Here is a 24,602-nt window from a genome sequence, read left to right as displayed (position 1 = left end):
CTTTTTTGGTGCCCAAAAGTGAGGTTTTTATGAAACAGGAATCAACTGTTGACTTGTTACTAGACGTCGATCAACGTCCTTCTGCTGGTAAAGGAATTCTTCTAAGCTTCCAGCACGTGTTTGCCATGTTTGGTGCAACCATTCTCGTTCCCTTAATTTTGGGAATGCCCGTATCAGTTGCTCTCTTCGCATCCGGTATTGGAACACTTATCTACATGATTTCTACTGGTTTTAAGGTTCCAGTTTACCTAGGTTCTTCATTCGCCTTTATCACGGCTATGTCTCTAGCCATGAAAGAAATGGGGGGCGATGTTTCTGCCGCTCAAACTGGAGTTATCTTGACTGGTTTGATCTATGTCCTTGTAGCAGCAAGTGTTCGTTTTGCTGGTACAAAATGGATTGACAAACTCTTGCCCCCAATCATTATCGGACCTATGATCATCGTTATCGGTCTTGGTCTTGCTGGTTCTGCTGTAACGAATGCTGGACTCGTAGCAGACGGAAACTGGAAAAACGCTCTTGTAGCTGTCGTGACGTTCTTGATTGCCGCCTTTATCAATACAAAAGGAAAAGGGTTCCTCCGTATCATTCCTTTCCTCTTTGCCATCATCGGTGGTTATATCTTCGCTATGATGCTTGGTTTGGTTGACTTTACCCCAGTCCTTCAAGCCAACTGGTTTGAAATTCCTGGTTTCTACTTGCCATTTAGTACAGGTGGAGCCTTTAAAGAGTACAACTTGTACTTCGGTCCTGAAACAATCGCCATCTTGCCAATCGCTATTGTAACCATTTCAGAACACATCGGAGACCACACAGTTTTAAGCCAAATCTGTGGCCGTCAATTCCTGAAAGAACCAGGACTTCACCGTACGCTTCTTGGTGACGGTATCGCGACATCTGTATCAGCCTTCCTAGGTGGACCAGCTAATACGACTTACGGAGAAAATACAGGGGTTATCGGGATGACTCGTATCGCTTCTGTCTCTGTTATCCGTAACGCGGCCTTCATCGCCATTGCTCTTAGCTTCCTAGGTAAATTCACTGCCTTGATTTCAACCATTCCAAATGCTGTGCTTGGTGGAATGTCCATCCTTCTCTACGGAGTTATCGCCAGCAACGGTCTAAAAGTTTTGATTAAAGAGCGCGTTGACTTCAGTCAAATGCGTAACCTCATCATTGCTAGTGCCATGTTGGTACTTGGACTTGGTGGGGCTATCCTCAAACTTGGCCCAGTTACACTTTCAGGTACTGCTTTATCAGCCATGACAGGAATTATCTTAAACTTGATTTTGCCACACGAAAACAAAGACTAATCATCTATACACACAAAATCCACTCGATTGAGTGGATTTTTTTATTACTTACTCTTTATTTCCAGCAGTAAATCTTTCAATGAAATAATGGTCACGGCTAGTAAAATCATAGCCATACCGACAAAATCAATCGCATAAAACTGTTCCTTCATAATCAGAAAGGCAAAGAAAACGGCAGAAATTGGTTCTATGGAAGCTAATAAACTAGACTTAACAGGGCCTATCAGACTAGCTCCCTTTAGGAAAGCTGTATAGGCAAAGACCGTTCCGATGATGATAATCCCAGCAAATGCAAAGAGAAAATCTAAGCTAGTCGGTATGCTGACCTGTAAGACTCCTGTGAAAGGAAGAGCCACTACACCAGAAATAACCATCCCGACACCAATCACCAAAATACTGCCCCACTTCTTAATCAAAGCAATAGGAAGGATGATATAGAGGGCATAGGTCAAGGCTGAAAAGAGGCCCCAGAACAGACCTAGGGGTGTGACAGACAACTGGTCAACTTTCCCGTGCGTCGCAATCAGAAAGGTTCCTCCTATAGCCAACCCAATCGAAAAAATCTCAGCCAGAGTAGGCGCCACCTTGTCCTTGATACAGGTATAAACCAAGATCCCAACGGGGCATACATACTGGAGAACTGTCGCCGTTCCAGCATTGGTTTCCTGAATGGCAGAAAGATAGGCAAACTGGTTTAAGAAAAGTCCAAAAACTGCAAATAGCAACAGAGATAGTAGACTTTTTCTGTCTTTTAAAAAAGCATAGAGTTTATCCTTTGAAGTCACGTAGGATAAGAACACCAATGCCAAGCCTGCAATGATAAGTCGCAAATTGGTCAAGACTAGAGCGGAAATCCCGTGTACCATCAGGTATTGGCCACTGGTTCCAGACAAGCCCCAAGCAATCCCTGCCACTACTGTATACAGAGTACCTTTTACGGTTTTTGACATACTTCTTCCTACTCCTCTTGACGAATCATTTCCATCACTTGGTTTCGGTCAACTATCCACTGGGCACGGTCATCCTTCTCATACGTTCGATTGGATAAAAAGATAGCCGCCTCCTGCTTATCCTGATTCCACATAATGAAGGTACCTGTATAACCCGTATGGTCGAGCCAAGCTCCCTCCAGATTCCAGGCTAGAGAACGCTCCTTATCATCTAAGGGAGAAAAATTTCGGCTCAATTCTGCAGCAAAATCATCTTTCAAGTAATGTTCCAGAAAGATCTGCAAATCCTTAACAGTCGAAAACAAACCAGCACTTCCTGCGTGTTTCCCTAATAGACGAGCTTTGGGATCGTGAATGATTCCGGCCTCCACTCCTCTCACTGTTGGTACAGCTTGCTCAACGGGACCGAACTTGGTCTCCTTCATCCCCCATGCTTCCAAAACTTGTTCTTCTATAATCTGATCCAAGTCTTGGTCAAAGATTTTTTCCAAAAGAAAGCCCAAGAGTAAAAAGTGAACGTCCGAGTATAAGAAAGCAGGCTGACTTCGTCTATTTAGGTGAAACATGGCTTCTCTCAATTCCTCTGCACTTAACTTGTCTCGATTGGGAATAAAGGGGTCTAAGTCTGTAGCATGGGTCAAAAGTTGCCGTATAGTGATATCAGGATAATCACACTCCGGTAAAAAATCCGTCACCGGTCGATCAATATCTAATTTACCCTGCTGCCACAAGAAGGTAAAAACCGTCCCCACTCCCACGACCTTACTCACACTTGCCAAATCATAAACCAAACCGCTTTCTGTCTTCAAGTCTCGTTCAGGATCACTCAATCCCAGATAAGACTCTTTCCATTCACCATCCTTATAATACGCAAAAGAGGCCCCGGGATAAATCCCTGCCTCGATTTGATTTTCTATTTTTCTTAGAATTTTTTCCAACTTCATGCTTCTTCAAACCACAATTCAATGTTATTGGTATCTTTACCAAGGAAGAATTTTTCAGACTTAGGGACAAAGTAGCCTGTCTTTTCAAATTTCTGACGAAGACTGATTAGATCAAAATTCTTTACTAAAAATTTTAACATCGTCAGGTCCCAAGTGACATTGTTTTCAACAGCCAAATCTGGTCCTTGCCCTTTAGTAAAAGTGATTACTTGCGCTACTCCTTCGGGATCAAGTAAACTCTCTGTCCCTTCAGGCAAATGCAACTCCATAGAAACCTCAAATTGGCTCACGTATTTTATACTTGTATTTGAATAAAATTCAGGAGCGGTTTCCAGTGGTACCAAATCTCTTACATCATTTTCTGCATGAACAAGGATCACATCCTCTTCAGGAGAAACAATCTCAAAAGCATACCCTCGGTTTCCTTTAAATAGACGAGGAAGAGACTTCATCTGAGAAAGAAGGGCCTCGATTTCGGAGGGATTTTCAACCTTTATCAAGAGTCTAGCTAGCTTCTTAAGTCCTTCAACTCTGCGTGTTCGCATGCTTGGAGACTCTTCTAAAATCAATCTCTCCGTAGCTGTTTGATCACCTAGAGAAATAAAGGCAGACTCTTCCAGCAAAGATTTCATCCCCAGGGTTTCAATGTAAAATCTTTCATTTAATTTTCGATTATTAACTTTCAAAGTCGGAACGATCCGAACAATCTCATTCACTTTCATAAATTCCTCCAACTCTTTTATTTTAAAGGATTTTCGAATATTTTACAAGTCATATCTATTTTATTTAGAAATTTTATAACAAAAAAACTGGGAGACCCCAGTTTCATTTCTTATAGGTAAAGTAGTTTAAATAGTGCTACTGCCGCAATACCCGCTGCAATTGGAGCTACAACTGGAACCCATGCATACCACCATTTTGAATCACCCTTGTGTTGACCAAGAACTGATTTTGGAAGGAGTTCGTGAAGAAGACGTGGTCCAAAGTCACGAGCTGGGTTCAAACCAGGACCAGTAGGTCCACCGAGTGAAGTTACCAAGGCCATTACTAGGAAACCAAGTGCCAAGTGCGCAATTCCAAGACCTGGTGCCAAAAATGGAGCGGCTTGGTTTTTTGCTTGCTCAAGCGCTGCTGTTACTTGTTCTTGAGGGATCGTTGTTCCTTGCGCTGCTGCTTGAGCTACTTGGTCATTAATTGTCGCCTGAGCTTTCGCTACTAATTCAGCACCAAAGAAGTTTTTAGTCAAACCAAGTGCTGCAAAGAAAAGAACAAATGAACCTACAAACTCATTGAGGAATCCGTTAACAGTGGCTGCAAAACGTGATTCTTTTGTACCGTGGTAGATGCTTGAAATCGTTGAAAAGGTACCCAAGATATTGTTAGGGTTTTCTGTTTTCAAGTAGTAAGGACGGTGAGTCGCTACAACCAAAGCTTGACCGAAGATTGCTCCCAAAACTTGTGCTAGGATGTAATATGGTACTTGCTCCCAAGAGAAAAGTCCACTAACAGCAAGTCCAAGAGTGAAAGCTGGGTTGATGTGGTTACCAGATACATTACCAAACATCAAGGCTGGGATCATAACCCCCATACCATAACCAACCGCGATAACGAGCCAGCCACTTTGGTGACCTTTCGTACCTTTAAGTTCAACGTTAGCAACTGCACCATTACCAAGAATGATCAAAATAGCAGTTCCCAAGAATTCTGTGGCATATTTAATGGCCCATGTAAAATCCATTTGATAGATTCTCCTTAAATTTTTTTAGACAATCCTTATTCTATCAATTTTTAGGCCTTTTAGCAATATCTTTTCTATAAAAATCTATGGAAAACGCTTTATTTAACTTATCTTTAAGAAAAGGACAAAAGAAGTCAAACTCCTTTCATCCTAATCGTTATTCTTGACGCTTGCCAAAGTCTACAATCATCTGCTCCATCTCTTGGTGACTTGGAGTGGTCAGCATATAAAGGTAATCCCCTTGTAGCTCTGCAAAGGCTGCTGGCATGATTTTTTTGACCTTGAATTGCTGGCTGTACTTAGCAAGCAAGTCTTCTTCTGAATAGACATAGTTTGCATTGGCACGACGTGATGTAGCTAAACAGTATTGTGGTTCAAACCCTGATGCTGAGAACTCTTCACCTGCAACAATCGCTGCATAACCTCGGTAGAGATCCAATGAATGAGCGAAGTTATAAACATCAATGGTAAAGCCACCTGCAGGACGGTTATTGTACTCAATGACAATGTAGTCATCCCCGTCACGGAAAAACTCGATATGGAAAAAGCGTTCTCTCATTCCAAATTCCTTGACAATGGCCTCGCCATACTTACGCAGTTTGGGATCCATATCCTTGAGTACATAGTAGGAATTGTCCATCTTATAAATCATGAGATCAAGTGGTGTATGGGCATAATCGAAAGTCGTTGAAAAGACGATGTTGCCATCCTTGTCCACAAGTCCGTCAAAAGTACAGATTTCGCTAGAAGTGACAAATTTTTCAAAGAAATACACGGTTGAATGGTCCCATTCAGCCTTAAAGTGATTTACATCGTCTTCTGTCTCAAGCTTAAAGGTTGCGGCCGCTCCCACTCCATTATCAGGTTTGGCAATCATTGGTAGACCGATTTCGTTCACTGCTTTATCCACATCTGCTTCCGTATGGACAACAGCACCAGGTACCACAGGGACGCCTGCTTTTTTGAAAAGTTTCTTCATCTCAGACTTAAACTTAGTCTTTCTGAGATCCTCTGGTTTGGCACCAAAAACATTGAATTGCTCTCTGAGTGTTGCGTCCAGCTCAAGCCAGTATTCATTGTGAGATTCGATGCGGTCGATTGGTCCATGCTTGTAGAACAGAAAGGCAACAGCACGTTTGACTTCGTCTATATTCTCAAGATTGTCTACACGGAAATACTCGGTCAGACTATTACGCAAAGGTTCATCTAGTTGCTCGTAAGGCTCCTGACCAATTCCCAAAACGGTGATGCCTTTATTGGCTAGCTCGATGGTAAATTGTTGGAAGTTTTGCGGATAGTAGGGAGAAATAACAAGGTAATTCATAGGCAACTCCTTTTATAGATACAGGTGTCCAAGAAAATAGGGCATTTGTTTACGCCACCATTCCCAGTCGTGGGCGACATCGTGTCCCCATTCAGCAAACCAAGCTGGAATTTGTTTCTGGTCAAAGGCTTCTTTGAGCTTGTAGAAAGATGGTAGTCCATCTTGTTCCCAGGCACCAAGTCCCGTACAAACGACGATTTCTGCCTGACGGTAACGATCAATAAACCAGCCGTCGTTTTGATTCCAGATATAATCTACTGGCGAGTTTTGGTATATAGCATCGTCATTGTAATAATCGCCAACAAAGAAACGTGCGTCGTAAACACCACTGAGGGCAACCACCTTGGTAAAGACATCTGGATGCTGGAGAAAGAAATTGAGTGCATGATAGGCCCCCATCGAGCAACCTGTCGTCATCATGCCATCAAACCAACCTGTCTTATGCTTGATAAAAGGAATGGCCTCCTCAATCACATAGCGTTCGTAGGCACGATGCATCTCCGCCTGGTCATGACCATTTTTCCAAGTAGCCAGCCAGCTCTCACTGTCAACACTGGAGAGAGTAAAGAACTGGACACGACCCTCCTCGATAAAGGAAGAACAGGCATCTATCATACCAAAATCATAGTATTCGTTGTGACTGCCACCAGATGAAGCAAAAACAACAACTGGAATCCCAGCATGTCCATAACGGTTGAGATACATTTCACGGTTGATGTGACCACTCCAGTGGCTGAGATTTTCAATATGCATTGGCTTTCTCCTTTCTTAACTTACCATTTCTCTGCAAAAAATCGGAGACAGTCTGGTAAATTTTCCGACCATGGAATCTCACTATGGATAGCACCAGACTGAACTTTCAAGACAAGATTATCCAAGCCTACTCCACCTGCAATCAAATCACGGTAATAGCGAAGCGACGAATCGATATAGGCTTGCTTAATATTGCCAGCCATTAGGGTCTTATCCGTATCGTCTGCTTCTTCTGTTCCTACATAGATGAAAATGCGCTGTTCAGGCGTCAATTTCTTGCGCTCGATATAGCGGTTAAAGGCTTCTTGGTGAAGCCAGTTAGCAGATGAGAAGACACCTAGACAACCAATTCGGTCTTGGTACTCTAGTCCGATAAATTGGGTAATATTGCCTCCTAGTGACGAACCAATCATAGCCGTATGCTGGCGATCAGCTTTGGTTCGGTAGGTTTCATCGATAAAAGGCTTGACCACCTCCATGACAAACTCGGCATACTCCACACCCTTACCGCCAAACTGCTGGCCTGGGATAGGAGATTCTTGAAACTTCCAAGCCGCATACTCATTCATCCGCCCCATGCCGTCATTATCTATGGTAACGACAATCATGCGACTGATATCAGGATTCCGCTTAATAGCCGGAATGATCTTCCAAGAGTGTCCGATATAAGACTCCTTGCTGTAAAAGACATTTTGCCCATCATGAAAGTAAACTACAGGGTAAAAACGGTCTGTGTCTTTTTCGTAGTCTTTAGGCAGAAGAACACGCACACGACGCTCTTTTCCAGTATAAGGAACCTTGAGTTTGTGTTCTTTCATTTTTAAGTAAAAGTAGGAATGATTCATTGTCAGAAAACTCTCTATATTCAAAATTTTATCTCATTATACCATAAAAATAGAAAAAAAGTCAGTAATTGTCCATTTTAAGGATAAATAACTAACTTTCTTCATTTGTTTTTCTGAATTCTTCTGGATTTTCTGATTAGAGGAGATTGTCAATCAAGTTATCGACTTCATCTTTTTTAGCTTGAGGTGTAATCTCAGTAATCATAATCCCCGCCACTGCTCGCTCAACCAAGCCTTCAACATCCATGCGTTTTTCATACTGCTCTGCATTCTCTATCTTAGGATTGGTCTTAGGACGATCAGGTGCAAAAATAGTACAGCAGTCTTCAAAAGGCTGGATTGAAATTTCAAAGGTATCGATTTCCTGCGCGATGTCAATGATTTCCAACTTGTCCATCGTAACCACGGGACGAATAATTGGAGTGCTAGTCACAGCGTTGATAGTCTGCATGCTTTCCAAGGTCTGGCTGGCTACTTGACCAAGACTTTCCCCATTAATGATAATTAAACCTTTTCGTATCTCACGAAGACGGTCGGTAATGCGCATCATAAAACGACGGGTCAAGGTCATGAGGTAGGCTTCTGGCGCTTTAGCCTTGATTTCCTCTTGAATCTCAGTGAAAGGTACTTCGATAAACTGGATATTTCCACCAAACTTGGTCAATTTTCGAGTCAAATCGTGGGCTTTCTTGAGGGCACCAGGGCTAGTATATGGCGGGCTGGCAAAGTGAACCGCCTCAATATCTACCCCACGTTTAAGAGCTAGATAACCTGCCACAGGTGAGTCAATCCCTCCTGACAACATGAGCATACCTTTACCAGAACTTCCCACAGGTAACCCTCCTGCTCCACGAAAAGTTTCATAGGAAAGATAGGCAGCCTCTTCACGAATCTCAACCTGAAGATTAATATCTGGATTTTTCATCTGAGCTTGCACGTTTGGAATAGCCTCGAAAACAGCTCCACCGAGAGTTTGATTGAGTTCACGACTGTCGAGTTCAAAGTTGTGGTCGCTACGCTTGCTAGTGATTTTAAAGGTCATGCCTTCCTTGTAGATTTCCTTCATAATCTCTTGGACAGCAGACTTCAGAACTTCCACTGACTTTTCAATCTTATACACAGGAGAAAAATTTTGAATTCCAAAGACTTGTTTGAGTGATTCTGCTACTGCTGTATAATCAGCTCCATTGAGGTAAGCGTGGGCACGGTCGCGATCTGCGGTTACCTTAACTTGAGGATAGATGGACAAAACGTCCGAAATATTATTACGAAGTTTATTAATGAAACGCATACGATTTTTGTGCTTGGTTGACAATTCTCCGTAACGAATCATAATTTCTGAATACTGCATAAATGCTCCTATCTTACTTTTCTAGTTTGATTGTAAATTAATTTTAGCTTGGTCAAAAACTGCTCGACTTGACTCATATCATTTTCCAGGTCTAGGCTTAGACGCACAGCTGACTGGGCCTTATCTTTGTCCACTCCCATGGCAATCAAGGTCCCCGCAGGTTTTCCTGCCTTGGACGAACAAGCAGAGGTTGTGGAAATGAAAATGTCATAGTCTTCAAAAGCGTGAACAATGACTTCACCACGAACGCCTTTAATCCCAAAAGTCAGGATATGAGGGGCAAAGTCATCCTCATCTGAAAAGACAAAAATATCTGGATAAGCAAGAAGGGCTTGACGAATGACTGCCTTCATCTGCCCTGTCTTACTAGCAAAGATAGCTAATTTTTCCATAGACAAACGGAGGGCCTTGGCTGTTGCAGCGATCCCTGCCACATTTTCAGTTGTCGAACGATAGTCTCGCTCCTGACCGCCACCAGTCAACAGAGGCGTAATCTTCTTGCCAGACTTGATATAAACAAAGCCGACACCTCTAACACCGTGGAACTTATGACTCGAGAAGGTCGCAAAATCCACTCGATCCGTCAAGTGTTTTTCAGTCGGAATCTTAGCAAGTGCCTGAACTGCATCAACATGGAAGGAAATGGTCGGCTTATCTGCCAAGAGTTCTGAAATAGCCTCAATAGGCTGGATAGAGCCAATTTCGTTGTTAACTGCCATGATGGAGACGAGGGTCGTATCAGGACGTATCAAACCTGCTAACGCCTCAACATCCACAAACCCTTTCTCATCAACTGGAGCAAAATCCACTTCAAATCCTTGACTTTTCAGCCAGAGGGCTGACTCTTTGACTGCTGGATGTTCAATGGCTGATACAATGATGTGCTTGCCAAACTGGGCTTTTTCAAAGGCCACACCCTTGATGACCCAGTTATCTCCTTCTGTTCCACCAGAAGTAAAGAAGATTTCATCACTTTTCTTCCCAATCAAATCTGCAATTTGCTGCCGGGAAGCATCTAAAATTCGTGTTGCCTGATCTCCCAAACGATGGAGACTAGACGGATTTCCTACAATTTTTGAAGCGACCTGCATGTAAGTTTCAAGTGCTTCAGGATAAGGCTTGGTCGTTGCCGAATTATCAAAGTAGATCATGTTTTCTCACGCTTTCTAAAATCACTCCTTCTATTGTATCACGAAAAGAGACCTGCGACAAGAAAGGGAGGTTTCTCTTTTTTTAAGATTTTTTTAAAGAAATGAGGTATAATAAATCATAATCAAAGGAGAGTATCATGTCTAACTATCGTAGAACTTCAAAACCAAAAACAGAACACATCAAAAAGGGATTTACTGTCTTTCAAAAAACGATTGCTACAATCGGTAGTATCCTTGGTCTAATCACCGCTACTATTACCATCATGAACGCTATGGATAATAACAAAAACAACAAGAAAGAACCGACGACAACTCAAACAACTGTTGTCAAGGAAATTCAAAAGGAATCCCCTCAGGAAAATACTACACCTAACAAGGACAACACTTCTACTAAAGAAAATACCACGCAAGAAGAAACTTCTCAATCCAACAAGAAAGAGGAGAAAAAAGAAGAGAAGAAAACAACAACTCAGGACTCTTCTACACCTTCCTCAACAAAAGAAACAAGCGATAACGGAACACAGTCAAATACGACGAGTTCTGAAACTAAAACGAACCAGTAATCACAAAAATAACTTCTTTCCAAATTTGGAAAGAAGCTATTTTTTTATTGTTGCAATACTTTTCGTGGTTTGGTTCCTTCAGCTGGACCGATGACACCTGCCATTTCGAGTTCTTCCATAAGGCGGGTCGCACGATTAAATCCAACCGACAAACGACGCTGAATCATCGAAGCGCTGGCTTTCTGAGTTTCGATAACCAAAGCCTTAGCTTCTTCAAAAAGCGGATCGCCACCAGCTTCGCCGTCAGAGAAATCTCCATCATTTTCAGGGACGTCTCCTGGGTCAAAGCTGTCATCGTAGTCCGCATCTGCCTGAGCCTTGATGAAGTTTACGATACGTTCAACATCATCATCCGAGATAAAGGATCCTTGTAGACGGACTGAGTGATTTTCATCAATTGGTTTAAAGAGCATATCTCCTCGACCGAGCAGTTTTTCAGCTCCATTTTCATCCAAGATGGTTCGTGAATCTGTACCTGATGAAACTGCAAAAGCCACACGAGATGGGACATTGGCTTTAATGAGACCAGAGATGACATCAACCGATGGACGTTGCGTTGCGAGAATCATGTGAATCCCTGCGGCACGTGCCTTCTGTCCGAGACGAATGATGGCATCTTCTACTTCCTTGCTAGCCACCATCATGAGATCTGCCAACTCATCCACAATGACAACAATCAAAGGCAGCGGTACTTGTTTGTACTCAGATCGGCTATTAAATTCCTCAACCTTGGCATTGTAACCAGCGATATTTCGTACTCCAACCTTAGCAAAGAGTTCGTAACGATTTTCCATCTCATCCACAACCTTTTGCAGGGCCTTGCTGGCCTTGCGTGGATTGGTCACAACTGGAATCAAGAGGTGAGGAATGTCATTGTAAACAGATAACTCAACCATCTTTGGATCCACCATCATAAACTTGACCTGATCTGGTCTTGCTTTCATCAGAATGCTGGCGATAATACCGTTAACTGCGACTGACTTCCCTGATCCCGTCGAACCTGCAACCAGTAGGTGGGGCATCTTGGAAAGGTCAAAGGTGCGAGCAGTTCCATTGACCGCCTTCCCTAGAGGAATTTCGAGGAGATTTTCTGGTTTAGTCTGAGACTGTTCCCAGAGTTCACGGAAGGAGACGGTCGCAATCTCAGAGTTGGGTACTTCAATTCCGACTAAGGATTTACCAGGGATTGGAGCCTCAATCCGAACATCCTTGGCTGCTAGAGCTAGCGCTAAGTCGTCTGCCAGATTGGAAATGCGGTTAACCCGTACACCGACTGCTGGCTTGACTTCATACTTGGTAACTGATGGTCCTATTTCAGCCCGTTCCACCGTCACCTTGATACCAAAGCTAGCAAAGGTTTCTTCTAGGATTTTGATATTTTCTCGAACAATCTTCTTTTCCTTGGACTGATCTTTGGGTTTATCTGGTGCAAAGAGTTGCAAGCTTGGTAGCTTGTATTCAAGGGCTTCCTTGGCAGAAAAATCAACCTGTACCTCTTCATCCTCAAAGTCTTCTTCCACATCTGGAACATCAAAATCAGTTTGAGGGAGGATAATCTCCGGTTCAATCCATTCTTCCTCAGGAATTTGGGGGAAATCGTAGTCTGGTACTTCAGATAAGATTTCTCCCGTTTCAGGATCTACAGGAGGAAGCGGTAATGCATCCTGTTCCTCTTGTTCTCTCTGAATTCTGGCGGCTTCTTCAGCTTCTTGACGAGCCTTCTCTTCTTCTCTCTTGATGAAGCGTTCCTGTTTTCTCTGTTCCTGTTTTTCCATGAAAGATCTGAACTGAGCTCCAATAAAGGCTGCAACATCGTAAATAGACCAGGGACTAACCAAAAGTGCCCCAACTAGAATCAAGAGAACTCCAATAAAGTACGATCCGATATTGGAGAAAAGAAAGGATATGGGGATATAGAGTCCAACACCAAGCAAGCCTCCACCGGCGAAGCTAGTCACCCGCATACCAGTCAGGTCCGTCATAACTTGAGACAAGGTCCCTTTTAGAACTGACTGCTCCAAGCCATATTTCCATACCAAGTAGGCCTCAAAAATCAAGAGCAAGCCAGCGAAGATACAAAGAAATCCTGACAGAAGTCCCTCCTGCTTGCGGATCCATTTAAAAAGAAAAAGATATATGAGGAGGCCACCAATGGCCACATAGGCCAAACTTCCGACCACCAGTCGAATGAGATTGTAAAGAGTGACACCTGCTGCACCGAGTTTGAGGACTGCAATAATCAATAACAAGGCGATCCCTAAGGAAATCAACATCCTCTGAATAGCCTGTTTTCTTTCAAGTTCTGCTTTAGACGGTCTCCGTCTTGTTTTTGTAGTATTCTTGTTTGCCATTCTTTTATTATACCATATTTCACAGCCATTTCGAATAGAGAAAAAGATTGCACCAAATGGTAACAATCTTTCTATTCTAATCCTTTTTATGCTTGTGGTTTGCGTAGGTAACCATAAACCACACCACTTACAATTGCTCCAACCAAGACAAAGGCAAGGTAGAGAAGGGCATTTGAAGTAAGAGCGATGACGAAGATTCCTCCGTGGGGCGCCATGAGTTTGATACCTGCAAGACCAACGAGTCCGCCTGCCACTGCAGAACCAAGGATGAAGCTTGGAATCGCACGAGCTGGGTCTGCTGCACCAAATGGAATTGCTCCCTCAGTGATAAATGACAAGCCCATGATGATGTTTGTTAAACCAGAGTTGCGTTCTTCTTTAGTAAATTTATCTTTGAAAAGAAGGGTTGCGACAAAGATAGCAAGTGGTGGAACCATTCCTCCAGCCATAACTGCTGCCATAGCTACAGAACCACCTGAAGAAACAGTCGCTGCAAGCGTACCTGTACCAAAGACATAAGCCGCTTTATTAACTGGACCACCCATATCAACAGCCATCATTCCACCAAGAACGAGACCAAGAAGGACAGCTGAACCTCCTCCAAGACCGCCTAGGAAGGCATTCATAGCGGTGTTGATTTTTGCCATTGGGATGTTAACAGCTAACATGACAAATCCAGTCAAAATTGTTCCAAAAAGTGGCAAGAGAAGAATCGATTTAGCACCTTCAAGTGAACGTGGAACTTTAACGTATTTCTTAATAGCAAGAATCAAGGCACCTGCGATAAATCCACCAACAAGTGCACCTAGGAAACCAGATGAGACACCTGCAAGAGTTGAAGTTGCTTCACCACCTGCGGCATAAGGAATTTTACCAAAGGCAAAACCTTCTTTGGCAATAGCACCAGCCACGAAACCAGCTACCAAACCTGGTTTTTCAGCGATAGAGTAGGCTACGTATCCTGCAAAAACTGGAAGCATCAAACCAAAGGCAGCTCCACCAATTTTCATGAACATAGAAGCTAGTTCATGGTAGGATCCGAGATTGCCAAGACTATCCTGTGGCACACCAAAAGCACCGTCGATCAAGAAGGCAAGGGCAATCATGATACCACCACCGATAACGAATGGCAACATTTGAGATACACCACTCATCAAATGTTTGTAGAAGGTAGCACCAAGGCCTTGTTTTTCATTAGATGCTGTTGCAGTTTTTGCTCCGTTAGCAGCATGGTAAACTTCAGCATCCCCAGAAAGGGCCAAGTTGATCAATTCTTCTGTCTTACGGATACCGTCTGCAACTGGACGATTAACCAATGGTTTGCCATCGAAACGATCCATCTCAACAGCCTTGTCAGCAGCGATGATAACAGCTTTAGCCTTGCGGATGTCCTCTGCAGTTAGTTGATTTCCAACGCCGCTAGCACCATTGGTTTCAACCTTGATCCCAACACCCATTTCAGCAGCTACTTTTTGAAGGGCTTCTTGAGCCATGTAAGTGTGAGCGATACCTGTCGTACAAGCTGTAACAGCTACGATAAAGTCGCCAGATTCATTGGCAGGTGCTTGAACAGGCTCCTCAGCTTTTTCTGAAGCTTGGTCAAAAAGTTCGATAACTTGATCTGCAGATGTTACTTGACGAAGTTTGTCAGCGAAACCATCTTTCATCAAGTATTGAGACAATTCTGCCAAGGCTGCTAAGTGAGTATCATTGGCACCTTCTGGAGCTGCAATCATGAAGAAGAGGTATGTTGGTTGCCCATCCAAGCTCTCATAGTCAACACCCTTGTTTGACTTAGCAAAGAGAACCGTTGCTTCTTTGACAGCAGAATTTTTGCTGTGAGGCATAGCAATTCCGTCACCCAAACCAGTGGAAGTGAGAGCTTCACGCGCTAAGATTCCTTCTTTAAAGGTTTCAAAATCCGTCACATAACCGTGATCTACCAAGCTATGAATCATCTCTTCAATAGCTGCTGTTTTTTCAGTTGCCTGCAAATCCAGCAACATGACATCTTTTCTCAATAGGTCTTGAATTTTCATCGTTTTTCTACCTCAACTTTTTCATAAGTTTCTTTTATAAATGCTGCAGTTGCCAAGTCATCAGAGAAAGTAGTTGCTGTCCCACAAGCCACTCCCCATTTGAAGGCCTCTACTGCGTCTTTTGATTTGACAAATTCACCGGTAAATCCAGCAACCATAGAGTCACCAGCACCAACTGAATTTTTGACTGTTCCCTTGATAGGTTTTGCGAAGTAAGCTCCTTCAGATGTGACAAGGAGGGCACCGTCCCCAGCCATGGAGATGATAACGTTTTGAGCACCTTTAGCTAACAATTCTCGAGCATATTTCTCGATTTCATCTAAACTTTCAAGTTTCACTCCAAAGATAGCTCCAAGCTCGTGATTGTTTGGTTTAACCAAAAGTGGCTGGTAGTCTAAACTATCAATCAAGGTCTGTCCTTCAAAGTCACAAACAACTTGCGCACCAGTCTGGCGTGTCAAGGCAATCAAATCCTTATAGATAACATTGCCTAGGTTCTTAGCACTCGAACCTGCAAACACGACCGTATCATCTGCTGTCAGACTAGACAAAATAGCTTTCAATTCTTCTAGCTGAGCTGCTTCCACATTTGGACCTGTTCCATTGATTTCTGTTTCTTGGTCTGCTTTAATCTTGACATTGATACGAGTATCTTCTGCTACTTGGACAAAACGCGTCTCAATTTCCTCTTCTGCCAAAGTATCTGTGATAAATTTACCAGTAAATCCTCCAATAAATCCAGTCGCAGTATTTGGAATACCCAAGCGTTTCAAGACACGACTTACATTGATTCCTTTCCCACCAGCAAACTTATCATCACTGTCCATACGATTGACACTGCCGACTTGAACTTGGTCCAAGCGCACGATATAGTCAATGGATGGATTGAGTGTGACTGTATAAATCATACTTCTATTACCTCCGTTTTCTTCTTAATAGCCTGCAAGAGCTCATGCCCTTGACTTGTAATAACAATAGCGCGTTTGAGAGGTGCTACCTTGGCAAAGCAAGTTTGACCAATCTTTGACGAATCCACCAAGACATAGGTTTGTTTGGCATTCTCTAAAATAGCACGCTTAACGGCTCCCTCCTCCATATCAGGAGTCGTATAATAACCATCGTCCACACCATTCATCCCGATAAAGGCACGGTCAAAGTGCAATTGGTTAATTTGATTAAGAGCAACTCCACCGATACATGCATCTGTTGCCATCTTGACACTCCCTCCAACCATGACAGTTGGAATCTGTTTTTCAACCAACTGAACCGCATGATGAATGGAGTTGGTCACAACTGTGATATTCTTATTAACCAATTCCTTGATTAAAAAAGCAGTTGTCGTTCCAGCATCGATAAAGATAACATCTTGTTCCCTGATAAGAGAGGTAGCTTTCTGAGCCAGTATCTTCTTCTCTTGAATGTTTTTGACAGATTTTTCTTGGATGGTTTCTTCTTCCTGCAAGGAGTGGGGCAATTCTGCTCCACCATGCACACGGCGAAGCTTGTTTTCTGCCTCCAACTCATCCAAATCTCTTCGTACCGTTGATTCTGATGTTTCTAATAGACTAACCAATTTTTCTAGGGAAACTACATGATGTTGATTTAACTCCTCTAAAATCAGTTGCTTTCGCTCAGTTTTTAACACCAAATCACCTCCTGTTATCGTTTACACTATTCATTCTAACACATTTTCTATCAAAGTCAAGCATTTTTTGTCATTTTCTGTCGAATTCTATCATTTTTCTTATTTCCAAAATTTTTATTGCAAGATAAGTGGCTTTATGGTAGACTATTTGAGTAAGTATTGGAAGATTACTCAAGAGGCTTAAGAGGCCGTGTTGGAAACGCGGTAGGCGTGTAACAGCGTGCGTGGGTTCGAATCCCATGTCTTCCGTAGAAAAAAGAAAAACTGCACCTCAAGGCAGTTTTTTTATCGTTCTAAGAACAATATCTAGAAATGAAAGGCTGAGTTACTCTAACTATCACATCACATTTTTCTGTATCCTTCCCTATCCTAATTCATAAAAAAACAAGTAGTTTATTAAGACTACTTGTTTTTCTTTTAAATCTTAGGATTAGATATTGCTTTTATCTTTTTTATCTGAAGATTTGTCTGTTGATTTATCAGTGGATTTATCTGAAGACTTGTCTGTTGATTTATCATTAGACTTAGTTGAGTTTTTACGGACAATTTTATCATAACCTTCTGTATCATCAAGCAACTCTGTCGCCAAAGTACGGTAATCTTCTTGAGAAATCAGCCAGTTTCCATCCTTATCCTTAGTTAATTTGATTTCAGTATCAAAATCACCAGTAGTGAAAGGTGTATGAGCTAAGTTAGGGTCAACGTCACTGTAGGTTGAGAAATCTTTCTTGAATAGATGCTCAAAAATCCAGTAAGAAACCAATGTTTGGTAACGCTTGATGTCAACGTTTGAACCAGCTTGATTGTATTTACCTAGGTTATCAACACCTCCAATAAGAGTAGTGAGAACTTCCCTTGTAGATGAAGCCAATCCTTTAGAGTGTAACTTCTTAGAGTTGAAAGTAACAGTCGCTGTATTTCCTGATTCATCAACCTTCACGTCTTTAACAGTGTAAGAACCGATATCTTGATATAATCTACGTCTCATCTTCAAGAAACCTGAAATGGTTTCTTCTGGAGTTTCTACAGGGAAATCTTTGTGCCATTGTACTGAATAGGTAGATGCAGGTGAAAGCCCTTCTTCTTTGATTTTTTCACTTGTTTGTACAGCAAATACTGCCTCAGTCCATTTTTCATAAGTGTCGCCATAAATCTTCTTAAATCGAGCAGAGTCGCTAGTAAGAACTGAGTCTAAGAGAATCTCAGCATCTTTTGTAACTTTTTCTTTAACTTCTGCAGCTTCATCTTTCTTCTCAACTTGTTCCGTATTCTCCTTGTTATCAGAAGAAGCTTCAGATGACTGATTAGAAAATACAGAACATGCACCCAAGACAACTGTTGAAAGTGCTAAGATACTTAGTAACTTGATCTTTTTCATGTTTCACCTCTTTATGAAAATTTACTCTTGGAGACTACCTCCAAGGATAGTTGTTTAGAAAAACACTGGGTTTATCTAACGGAGAATGGGGGATTCGAACCCCCGCGCCAGTTACCCGACCTAACGATTTAGCAAACCGTCCTCTTCAGCCTCTTGAGTAATTCTCCACTAACACACTAGAATAAATAGGATACAACGAAGGATACGACAAAGGATATAATTTGGAAAAAATCTACTGTATACCTGTTCATAATGGAGCCGGTGGGAGTCGAACCCACGTCCAAACACCTGCCAACATATTTGTCTACAACCATAGGTTATGTATTGTTTTAACAGTCCCTCGACACATAACTCAAGCCTAGAAACTGCGAGTCTATTAATCTCTTATCAAACCACTAGACAAGGCTTGATCGTATCTCGCTAATCATAAGACCTGTCATTGAACACGAGCAATCCAAATCAGGTCACGCCTGCTGGTTTTTAGGCAGCTAGAGCGTAAGAAGTGTTATTTTTTGCAGTTATATTTAACTGAGCGTTTACGTCGCTACACGGGTTGCAAAATATGCCTCATAATGCCTGTCGAATCCGTAACGACCCCAAGATGTTAGAACTATTATAACCTATCTTCAAAAAAAATGCAAAATCAAGCCGTTTCTTTAGAAAAGAACCTCTTTTAATGCTTCTGATAAGGTTTGATAACCCGCTACACTTAGATGGAGACCATCCGTTGTATAGGCTGATTGAAGTTGTCCTTCTGAATCTGTCAAACTATCATAAATCGACACAAAATCTACCTGCATATAGGCGGATGCTAGAGCCTCATAGGCTTGATTCCATTCTCTGATCTTTTCATTGGTTCGGATATAAACTGTCTGCTTGTATTTCTCTCCCTCATTGACTGGCAAAATGGAAAGGAGCTTTATTTGTGACAGCGGATATTCTCGGGCAATCGATTGGATTACACGCTCAAGATTATCCAAAGCATCATTCATGGGAATATCTTTTCCAATATCATTTGTCCCAATTAAGAGAACAATTTGATCGACAGCATCACCATAAAGATGGGCATCAAGATTGTCTAGTAGAAGCCCCGTCTGGTAACCTCGGATGCCTCGATTAACAATCGTCTTGGCAGCTCCCAACAACTCTTGAAGAGGGTAATATTCCACTATCGAATCACCAATAAAGATGATATCTGGCTCTAGAACAGATACTTGATTCAATTCACGATACTTGGTTTGAATTTTTTTCTGCTCCTTTAAGAGCCAATTCTCTAATAACTGTACTGCCACCTTATCCCTCTTTCTCTAACCAATTTTCTAGTACTTGATAAACGCCCGCCTGGCTGTTAGCTGGTGCTAGGGCAGTCGCAACGGCCTTGACCTCATCAGCTGCATTTTCCATCGCATAGGCAATTCCAGCCAGCTCTAACATTTCGACATCATTTTCACTATCACCAAAAGCCATGATTTGTTCCGATTGCAAATTCCAGCGCTTGAGTAATTCTTCCAATCCCCAGGCCTTGTGAACACCAGCCTGTAGGATATCGATACAACCATAACCGCTGGAAACAGCTCTTACGCGTCCATTAAATAAGTCATTGATTTCCTGCAAAACAGAACTAGAGCGTTCTTCACCAACGACCATGCTCATCTTTAGTACTCCACCGAAGAGGTCAGCTTGCAAGTCTTCCACAAAATTCATTCGTTGATAGAATTTTTCAATCATCTCTGGTGTCATAAATTTTTCTAGGTCTGTAAAAACAGTCCCTTTCTTGACAAAACCGCCCTTCATACCTGTTACGACAAACTGATCTCGGCACTCTCTCCCTTTAAAATGAACTAAAGCCTTGTCAACCATAGCATCATCCCAGGTCTGCGCTTGAATCAGTTCATTATTTTCAAAAATACGCGCCCCATTGGCAACGACTAGAACTACTCTACTCGCCAAGTGCTCCAGTAATTGCCTCATTCGATGGACCTCATTTCCCGTCGCAATGACAAAACGGATACCTCGTTCATCTAATTGGTCTAAAATCTTTTCTAAACGTGGCAAATCCAGTTGCCCCCTCGAGTCTAGCAAGGTTCCATCCATGTCTGTTGCAATTAATTTAATCGTCATCATATCTCCTTTAGGGCGAGCGTCTACCACTTCAACCCTACATGTTCATTCATTTCTTTATAGGCCGTGTCAATTCGTTCCTTGGTCGCCTCGTCCAACTTGTCACGATGACTGCCTCCCTCGATGAAGTCCTCTAGGATATAGGTCTGATAGAGGAAAAGCGGATAGCCTTCTGGAGAGTAGGTCCCTTTGGGTGTTCGATTGACCCAAGTTGGATGCGCTTTGGCCGTTTCAATCCTTGTCTTTCCATCTTTTTTCTTAATGGTCACATCCATGAGAACACCGCGCTCCGTCCACTTGGCATTTTCCTCATCTTGCATGGTTTCAATACGCTGGTTTGAGAGGAAATTTCCCATGGAATAGATAATCAGTTTTTTGTCACCATCTTTTTCAACTGTTTCAGCAGGTTCAACGACGTGAGGATGCCCTCCAAAGATAATATCGGCTCCCCAGTCAATCATCTTGTGGTACAGTGTTTTCTGTTCTTCCGTTGGTTCTAGCTGATACTCAATTCCCATCTGAGGCATGATGACAGTAATATCTGCTTCCTTCTCTGCACGCTCGATTTCCGCCTTCATCTTGTCTTCGTTTAAGTCAGACAAGTAGTTATTATAGTCCTCTTGGGAAATGGATTGTTCAATACCATTAAAACCATAGGAATAGGCTAAGAGAGCTACCTTGATACCATTGACTTCCTTGATGACTAGTGGTGCTTGGTCTCGGGATTCATGCGTGTAGACTCCGATGGGTGTCATTCCAGCCTTTTCAATAGCTTGAGCCGTTGAAACCACTCCCTCAATTTGAGAATCCAAAATATGATTATGAGCCAAGTCTAGAACTTGGTAGCCTGCATCCTTGATCGCATCCATGACTTCTCCTGGAGCATTAAAGAGAGGATAACCTGCCAAGTAGTGGTCCTTGTTCACCGTTCCTTCAAAATCACCAATTACCAAATCAGCTTGCTTGAGCCAAGGTTTTACATACTCAAAATTTTCATGGAAATCATAGGTTCCATCTTCTTTAAGAGCTGTTCGGTAGATGGGGATATGGTAGAGAAGATCACCATTTGCCATGATACGTGCCGTCGTTTCACCAGACTGATTTTCCTTGGATTGACTGGAAGTACTTGCAGAATCAAGAGTTTGACTACTAGGACTCGTTCCCTTACTACCTTGTACTGCTCGAACTAATAAGTTCCCCCCCATGGATAATGCAACTGCAAGCAATAACACAATAATAAACTGAGCATTGGTCCAGGATTTATAATTCCGAAAGAAACCAATACTTTTCTCCAACAATCCATCAATAGGTCCATGAGACTGTCTATTTTGTCGCTTTTCCATCTGTATTCTCCCTTGCTTTTACTGCAAGTCTTTTCTTTTATTATACCACAGACAAAAGAGGAATACCGTTTATTATATTATTTTTTAGGAACTTCTGCGACTTTCTTTCTCGCCTATTTTGTGTTATCATGTAGAGGTAATGAAAGGAGAGAAAATGTCTGCAATAGAACGTATTACAAAAGCTGCTCACTTAATTGATATGAACGATATTATCCGAGAGGGGAATCCAACTCTTCGCGCAGTTGCTGAGGAAGTCACTTTCCCACTGTCTGACCAGGAAATCATCCTTGGTGAAAAGATGATGCAATTCCTCAAACATTCCCAAGATCCTGTTATGGCTGAGAAAATGGGGCTCCGCGGTGGTGTTGGATTGGCTGCTCCCCAACTCGATATCTCAAAACGCATTATCGCTGTTTTAGTGCCAAATATTGTGGAAGAAGGTGAAACTCCTCAGGAAACCTACGACTTGCAAGCTATTATGTACAATCCAAAAATCGTCTCTCACTCTGTTCAAGATGCTGCTCTTGGTGAAGGAGAAGGTTGCCTGTCTGTTGACCGAAACGTACCTGGCTATGTAGTCCGCCATGCTCGCGTTACTGTTGACTACTTTGACAAAGATGGCGAAAAACACCGTATCAAGCTCAAAGGATACAACTCTATCGTTGTCCAACATGAAATCGATCACATTAACGGAATCATGTTTTACGATCGTATCAATGAGAAAGATCCATTTGCTGTTAAAGATGGTTTACTGATTCTGGAATAAAGAAAATCCCATTGCAAGACGGGGTTTTGTGTTATAATAGAGGAATGAAAACAAATGATATTGTCTATGGCGTCCATGCCGTTACTGAATCCCTCCTTGCAAACACTGGAAACAAACTCTACCTCCAAGAAGATCTAAGGGGAAAGAATGTTGAGAAAGTCAAGGAACTGGCTACAGAAAAGAAGGTATCCATTTCTTGGACTTCAAAAAAATCCCTGTCTGAGATGACCGAAGGCGCTGTTCACCAAGGTTTTGTTCTTCGAGTGTCCGAATTTGCCTATAGCGAGCTGGATCACATCCTTGCAAAAACACGCCAAGAAGAAAATCCTTTGCTATTGATTCTGGACGGGTTAACTGACCCCCATAATCTAGGTTCTATCTTGCGAACAGCCGATGCAACCAATGTTTCAGGTGTCATCATTCCCAAACACCGTGCTGTCGGAGTGACTCCTGTCGTTGCCAAAACGGCCACAGGTGCTATTGAGCATGTACCGATTGCGCGAGTTACCAACCTCAGCCAAACCCTAGACAAACTCAAGGCTGAAGGCTTCTGGACCTTTGGAACGGATATGAACGGTACCCCTTGCCACAAGTGGAATACAAAAGGGAAAATCGCCCTCATCATCGGAAATGAAGGAAAAGGCATCTCTAGCAATATCAAAAAACAGGTCGATGAAATGATAACCATTCCGATGAATGGTCATGTTCAAAGCCTCAATGCCAGTGTTGCTGCAGCCATTCTCATGTACGAAGTTTTCCGAAACCGACTATAAAAAAAGTTTCCAATCACTTGATTGGAAACTTTTTTCTTAACTATGTTCTGTAATAAATTTGTAAGCTTCTTGACCTGCGATAGCCCCATCTCCAACTGCTGTTGTCACTTGGCGAAGATCTTTTTGGCGAACATCCCCAACTGCAAAGATACCGTCAACGGCAGTTTTCATGTGATTATCTGTCACAATCCAGCCTGCCTGGTCTTGAATATTCAATTCTTTAACAAAATCGCTAACAGGATCCAAACCGACATAGATAAAGACACCTCCGAAGGCTTGCTCTGTTACTTGACCTGTTTTCACATTTTCAAATACGACAGATTCTACTCGGTTTTCACCTTTGATTTCCTTGACTACAGAATCCCAGATAAAGTTGACTTTCTCATTAGCAAAAGCACGGTCTTGCAAAACTTTTTGGGCACGAAGTTCATCTCGACGGTGAACAATAGTGACAGTCTTGGCAAAGCGAGTCAAGAAGAGGGCTTCTTCTACTGCTGAATCTCCACCACCGACTACGAGCAAGTCTTGGTCACGGAAGAAAGCTCCATCACAGACTGCACAGTAAGAAACACCACGACTGTTCAGTTCTTCTTCTCCGGGAACCCCTAAGAGACGGTGTTTTGACCCAGTTGCCACGATGACAGTACGGGTTTCGTAAACTTGATCATCAGTGATTACCTTCTTATAGTCACCCTTGTCTTCAATATTTTCAACATAGCCATAAAGATGCTCAACTCCAAGGTTTTTAAGTGGTTCAAACATCTTTTCAGCCAATTCAGGTCCACTGATGTTGGCATAACCTGGATAGTTTTCAATGTCAGATGTGTTGTTCATTTGCCCGCCTGGCAGACCACCTTCAATCAAAGCCACTTTCAGATTGCTGCGAGCAGCATATAAGGCAGCGGTCATTCCCGCAGGTCCAGCACCGATAATAATCGTATCATACATTTCGATTCCTTCTTTCTTGTTGTAACTATCTTTATTCTAACTCATTCTTGCTAGTCACGCAAGGATTATGCCTTGAAAACCAAGAGCAAACTCATGACGGCAAAGGATAACACCGGAACGACCAAAACTCCAATCATAATCATATCATAGAGATGAGCTTGGCGAGCCTTGGCTGTCTTGTCCACACCAGACATGGCTCTCAATCCAATCCAAATCCCCAGAAAAATCACGACAAGGATGGTCGTTAAGATCAAACTCTCGAAATACAAAGAAAATAAATGCAGTAGCATGATCTCTCTCGTTTCT

23 protein-coding genes, 2 tRNA genes and 1 other RNA gene are annotated in these 24,602 nt (G+C 42.4%); 5 read left to right on the top strand and 21 right to left on the bottom strand.

Annotated elements, in window-relative coordinates:
- Positions 1–29: 29 nt before the first annotated feature.
- Positions 30–1,313, top strand: a complete 1,284-nt coding sequence (locus Q4A91_RS01695) for a uracil-xanthine permease family protein (protein WP_303204313.1) — start codon at positions 30–32, stop codon at positions 1,311–1,313.
- 44 nt (positions 1,314–1,357) lie between these two features.
- On the opposite strand, the gene Q4A91_RS01690 is transcribed toward Q4A91_RS01695, so the two are convergent.
- From Q4A91_RS01690 to Q4A91_RS01650, 9 genes are all read right to left on the bottom strand, one after another.
- Entirely contained in the window at positions 1,358–2,263 is a 906-nt protein-coding gene (locus Q4A91_RS01690) for a DMT family transporter (protein WP_303204312.1), read from the bottom strand.
- Between the two features lie 8 nt (positions 2,264–2,271).
- Positions 2,272–3,207, bottom strand: coding sequence for a serine hydrolase domain-containing protein (locus tag Q4A91_RS01685; protein WP_303204311.1), 936 nt, complete (start codon positions 3,205–3,207; stop codon positions 2,272–2,274).
- Positions 3,204–3,929 (bottom strand): CppA N-terminal domain-containing protein, encoded by a 726-nt coding sequence (locus Q4A91_RS01680; protein WP_303204310.1) that lies wholly within the window; start codon positions 3,927–3,929, stop codon positions 3,204–3,206. Before Q4A91_RS01680 ends, Q4A91_RS01685 begins: the two co-directional genes overlap by 4 nt.
- Positions 3,930–4,039: 110 nt before the next feature.
- On the bottom strand, positions 4,040–4,945 hold the full coding sequence (gene gla / locus Q4A91_RS01675; RefSeq protein WP_303204309.1) for an aquaglyceroporin Gla: 906 nt from the start codon (positions 4,943–4,945) through the stop codon (positions 4,040–4,042).
- Positions 4,946–5,102: 157 nt separating this feature from the next.
- Entirely contained in the window at positions 5,103–6,269 is a 1,167-nt protein-coding gene (locus Q4A91_RS01670; protein WP_303204308.1) for an acetyl-CoA carboxylase biotin carboxylase subunit family protein, read from the bottom strand.
- 12 nt (positions 6,270–6,281) lie between these two features.
- Positions 6,282–7,022 carry an esterase family protein gene (locus Q4A91_RS01665; RefSeq protein ID WP_303204307.1) on the bottom strand — a complete coding sequence of 247 codons (741 nt, stop codon included), beginning with the start codon at positions 7,020–7,022 and terminating at the stop codon, positions 6,282–6,284.
- A gap of 20 nt (positions 7,023–7,042) precedes the next feature.
- Positions 7,043–7,867, bottom strand: a complete 825-nt coding sequence (locus Q4A91_RS01660; RefSeq protein WP_303204306.1) for an alpha/beta hydrolase — start codon at positions 7,865–7,867, stop codon at positions 7,043–7,045.
- A gap of 136 nt (positions 7,868–8,003) precedes the next feature.
- A complete protein-coding gene (gene thiI, locus Q4A91_RS01655; RefSeq protein WP_303204305.1) occupies positions 8,004–9,218 on the bottom strand; it encodes a tRNA uracil 4-sulfurtransferase ThiI in 1,215 nt (404 codons plus the stop codon).
- 8 nt (positions 9,219–9,226) lie between these two features.
- Positions 9,227–10,369 (bottom strand): cysteine desulfurase family protein, encoded by a 1,143-nt coding sequence (locus Q4A91_RS01650; RefSeq protein WP_303204304.1) that lies wholly within the window; start codon positions 10,367–10,369, stop codon positions 9,227–9,229.
- Positions 10,370–10,506: 137 nt separating this feature from the next.
- On the opposite strand from Q4A91_RS01650, the gene Q4A91_RS01645 reads away from it, so the two are divergent.
- Positions 10,507–10,932 carry a DUF6556 family protein gene (locus Q4A91_RS01645; protein ID WP_303204303.1) on the top strand — a complete coding sequence of 142 codons (426 nt, stop codon included), beginning with the start codon at positions 10,507–10,509 and terminating at the stop codon, positions 10,930–10,932.
- A gap of 44 nt (positions 10,933–10,976) precedes the next feature.
- On the opposite strand, the gene Q4A91_RS01640 is transcribed toward Q4A91_RS01645, so the two are convergent.
- The 4 genes from Q4A91_RS01640 to Q4A91_RS01625 form a co-directional block, all read right to left on the bottom strand.
- Positions 10,977–13,283, bottom strand: coding sequence for a DNA translocase FtsK (locus Q4A91_RS01640; protein WP_303204302.1), 2,307 nt, complete (start codon positions 13,281–13,283; stop codon positions 10,977–10,979).
- Positions 13,284–13,369: 86 nt separating this feature from the next.
- Positions 13,370–15,322 (bottom strand): fructose-specific PTS transporter subunit EIIC, encoded by a 1,953-nt coding sequence (locus Q4A91_RS01635; protein ID WP_303204301.1) that lies wholly within the window; start codon positions 15,320–15,322, stop codon positions 13,370–13,372.
- The gene (gene pfkB / locus Q4A91_RS01630; protein ID WP_303204300.1) at positions 15,319–16,230 is read right to left on the bottom strand and encodes a 1-phosphofructokinase; all 912 of its coding nucleotides are present in this window, start codon (positions 16,228–16,230) and stop codon (positions 15,319–15,321) included. Before pfkB ends, Q4A91_RS01635 begins: the two co-directional genes overlap by 4 nt.
- Positions 16,227–16,967 carry a DeoR/GlpR family DNA-binding transcription regulator gene (locus Q4A91_RS01625; protein WP_303204299.1) on the bottom strand — a complete coding sequence of 247 codons (741 nt, stop codon included), beginning with the start codon at positions 16,965–16,967 and terminating at the stop codon, positions 16,227–16,229. Before Q4A91_RS01625 ends, pfkB begins: the two co-directional genes overlap by 4 nt.
- A gap of 161 nt (positions 16,968–17,128) precedes the next feature.
- On the opposite strand from Q4A91_RS01625, the gene Q4A91_RS01620 reads away from it, so the two are divergent.
- Positions 17,129–17,216: transfer RNA gene (locus Q4A91_RS01620), tRNA-Ser, on the top strand.
- A gap of 181 nt (positions 17,217–17,397) precedes the next feature.
- Here the strand turns inward: Q4A91_RS01620 and Q4A91_RS01615 are convergent.
- The 6 genes from Q4A91_RS01615 to Q4A91_RS01590 form a co-directional block, all read right to left on the bottom strand.
- Positions 17,398–18,345 carry a hypothetical protein gene (locus Q4A91_RS01615; protein WP_303204298.1) on the bottom strand — a complete coding sequence of 316 codons (948 nt, stop codon included), beginning with the start codon at positions 18,343–18,345 and terminating at the stop codon, positions 17,398–17,400.
- A 79-nt stretch (positions 18,346–18,424) separates the two neighbouring features.
- Positions 18,425–18,512: transfer RNA gene (locus tag Q4A91_RS01610), tRNA-Ser, on the bottom strand.
- 83 nt (positions 18,513–18,595) lie between these two features.
- Positions 18,596–18,943, bottom strand: a transfer-messenger RNA (tmRNA) gene (gene ssrA, locus Q4A91_RS01605).
- Positions 18,944–19,001: 58 nt separating this feature from the next.
- Positions 19,002–19,637 carry an SGNH/GDSL hydrolase family protein gene (locus Q4A91_RS01600; protein ID WP_303204297.1) on the bottom strand — a complete coding sequence of 212 codons (636 nt, stop codon included), beginning with the start codon at positions 19,635–19,637 and terminating at the stop codon, positions 19,002–19,004.
- A 1-nt stretch (position 19,638) separates the two neighbouring features.
- On the bottom strand, positions 19,639–20,466 hold the full coding sequence (locus Q4A91_RS01595; RefSeq protein WP_303204296.1) for an HAD family hydrolase: 828 nt from the start codon (positions 20,464–20,466) through the stop codon (positions 19,639–19,641).
- Between the two features lie 23 nt (positions 20,467–20,489).
- A complete protein-coding gene (locus tag Q4A91_RS01590; protein ID WP_303204295.1) occupies positions 20,490–21,809 on the bottom strand; it encodes a CapA family protein in 1,320 nt (439 codons plus the stop codon).
- 154 nt (positions 21,810–21,963) lie between these two features.
- Between Q4A91_RS01590 and def the strand changes: the two genes are divergently transcribed.
- Together def and rlmB are read left to right on the top strand one after the other, a co-directional pair.
- Positions 21,964–22,575, top strand: coding sequence for a peptide deformylase (gene def, locus Q4A91_RS01585; protein WP_303204294.1), 612 nt, complete (start codon positions 21,964–21,966; stop codon positions 22,573–22,575).
- 44 nt (positions 22,576–22,619) lie between these two features.
- On the top strand, positions 22,620–23,348 hold the full coding sequence (gene rlmB / locus Q4A91_RS01580; RefSeq protein WP_303204293.1) for a 23S rRNA (guanosine(2251)-2'-O)-methyltransferase RlmB: 729 nt from the start codon (positions 22,620–22,622) through the stop codon (positions 23,346–23,348).
- Positions 23,349–23,384: 36 nt separating this feature from the next.
- Here the strand turns inward: rlmB and trxB are convergent, their stop codons facing one another.
- Positions 23,385–24,296 (bottom strand): thioredoxin-disulfide reductase, encoded by a 912-nt coding sequence (trxB, locus tag Q4A91_RS01575; protein ID WP_303204292.1) that lies wholly within the window; start codon positions 24,294–24,296, stop codon positions 23,385–23,387.
- Positions 24,297–24,361: 65 nt separating this feature from the next.
- The gene (locus Q4A91_RS01570) at positions 24,362–24,586 is read right to left on the bottom strand and encodes a DUF4059 family protein (protein ID WP_000924294.1); all 225 of its coding nucleotides are present in this window, start codon (positions 24,584–24,586) and stop codon (positions 24,362–24,364) included.
- Positions 24,587–24,602: the final 16 nt, after the last annotated feature.

Source organism: Streptococcus sp. (assembly GCF_030528045.1).
GTDB lineage: Bacteria > Bacillota > Bacilli > Lactobacillales > Streptococcaceae > Streptococcus.
This window is presented reverse-complemented; position numbering and strand designations above follow the sequence as displayed.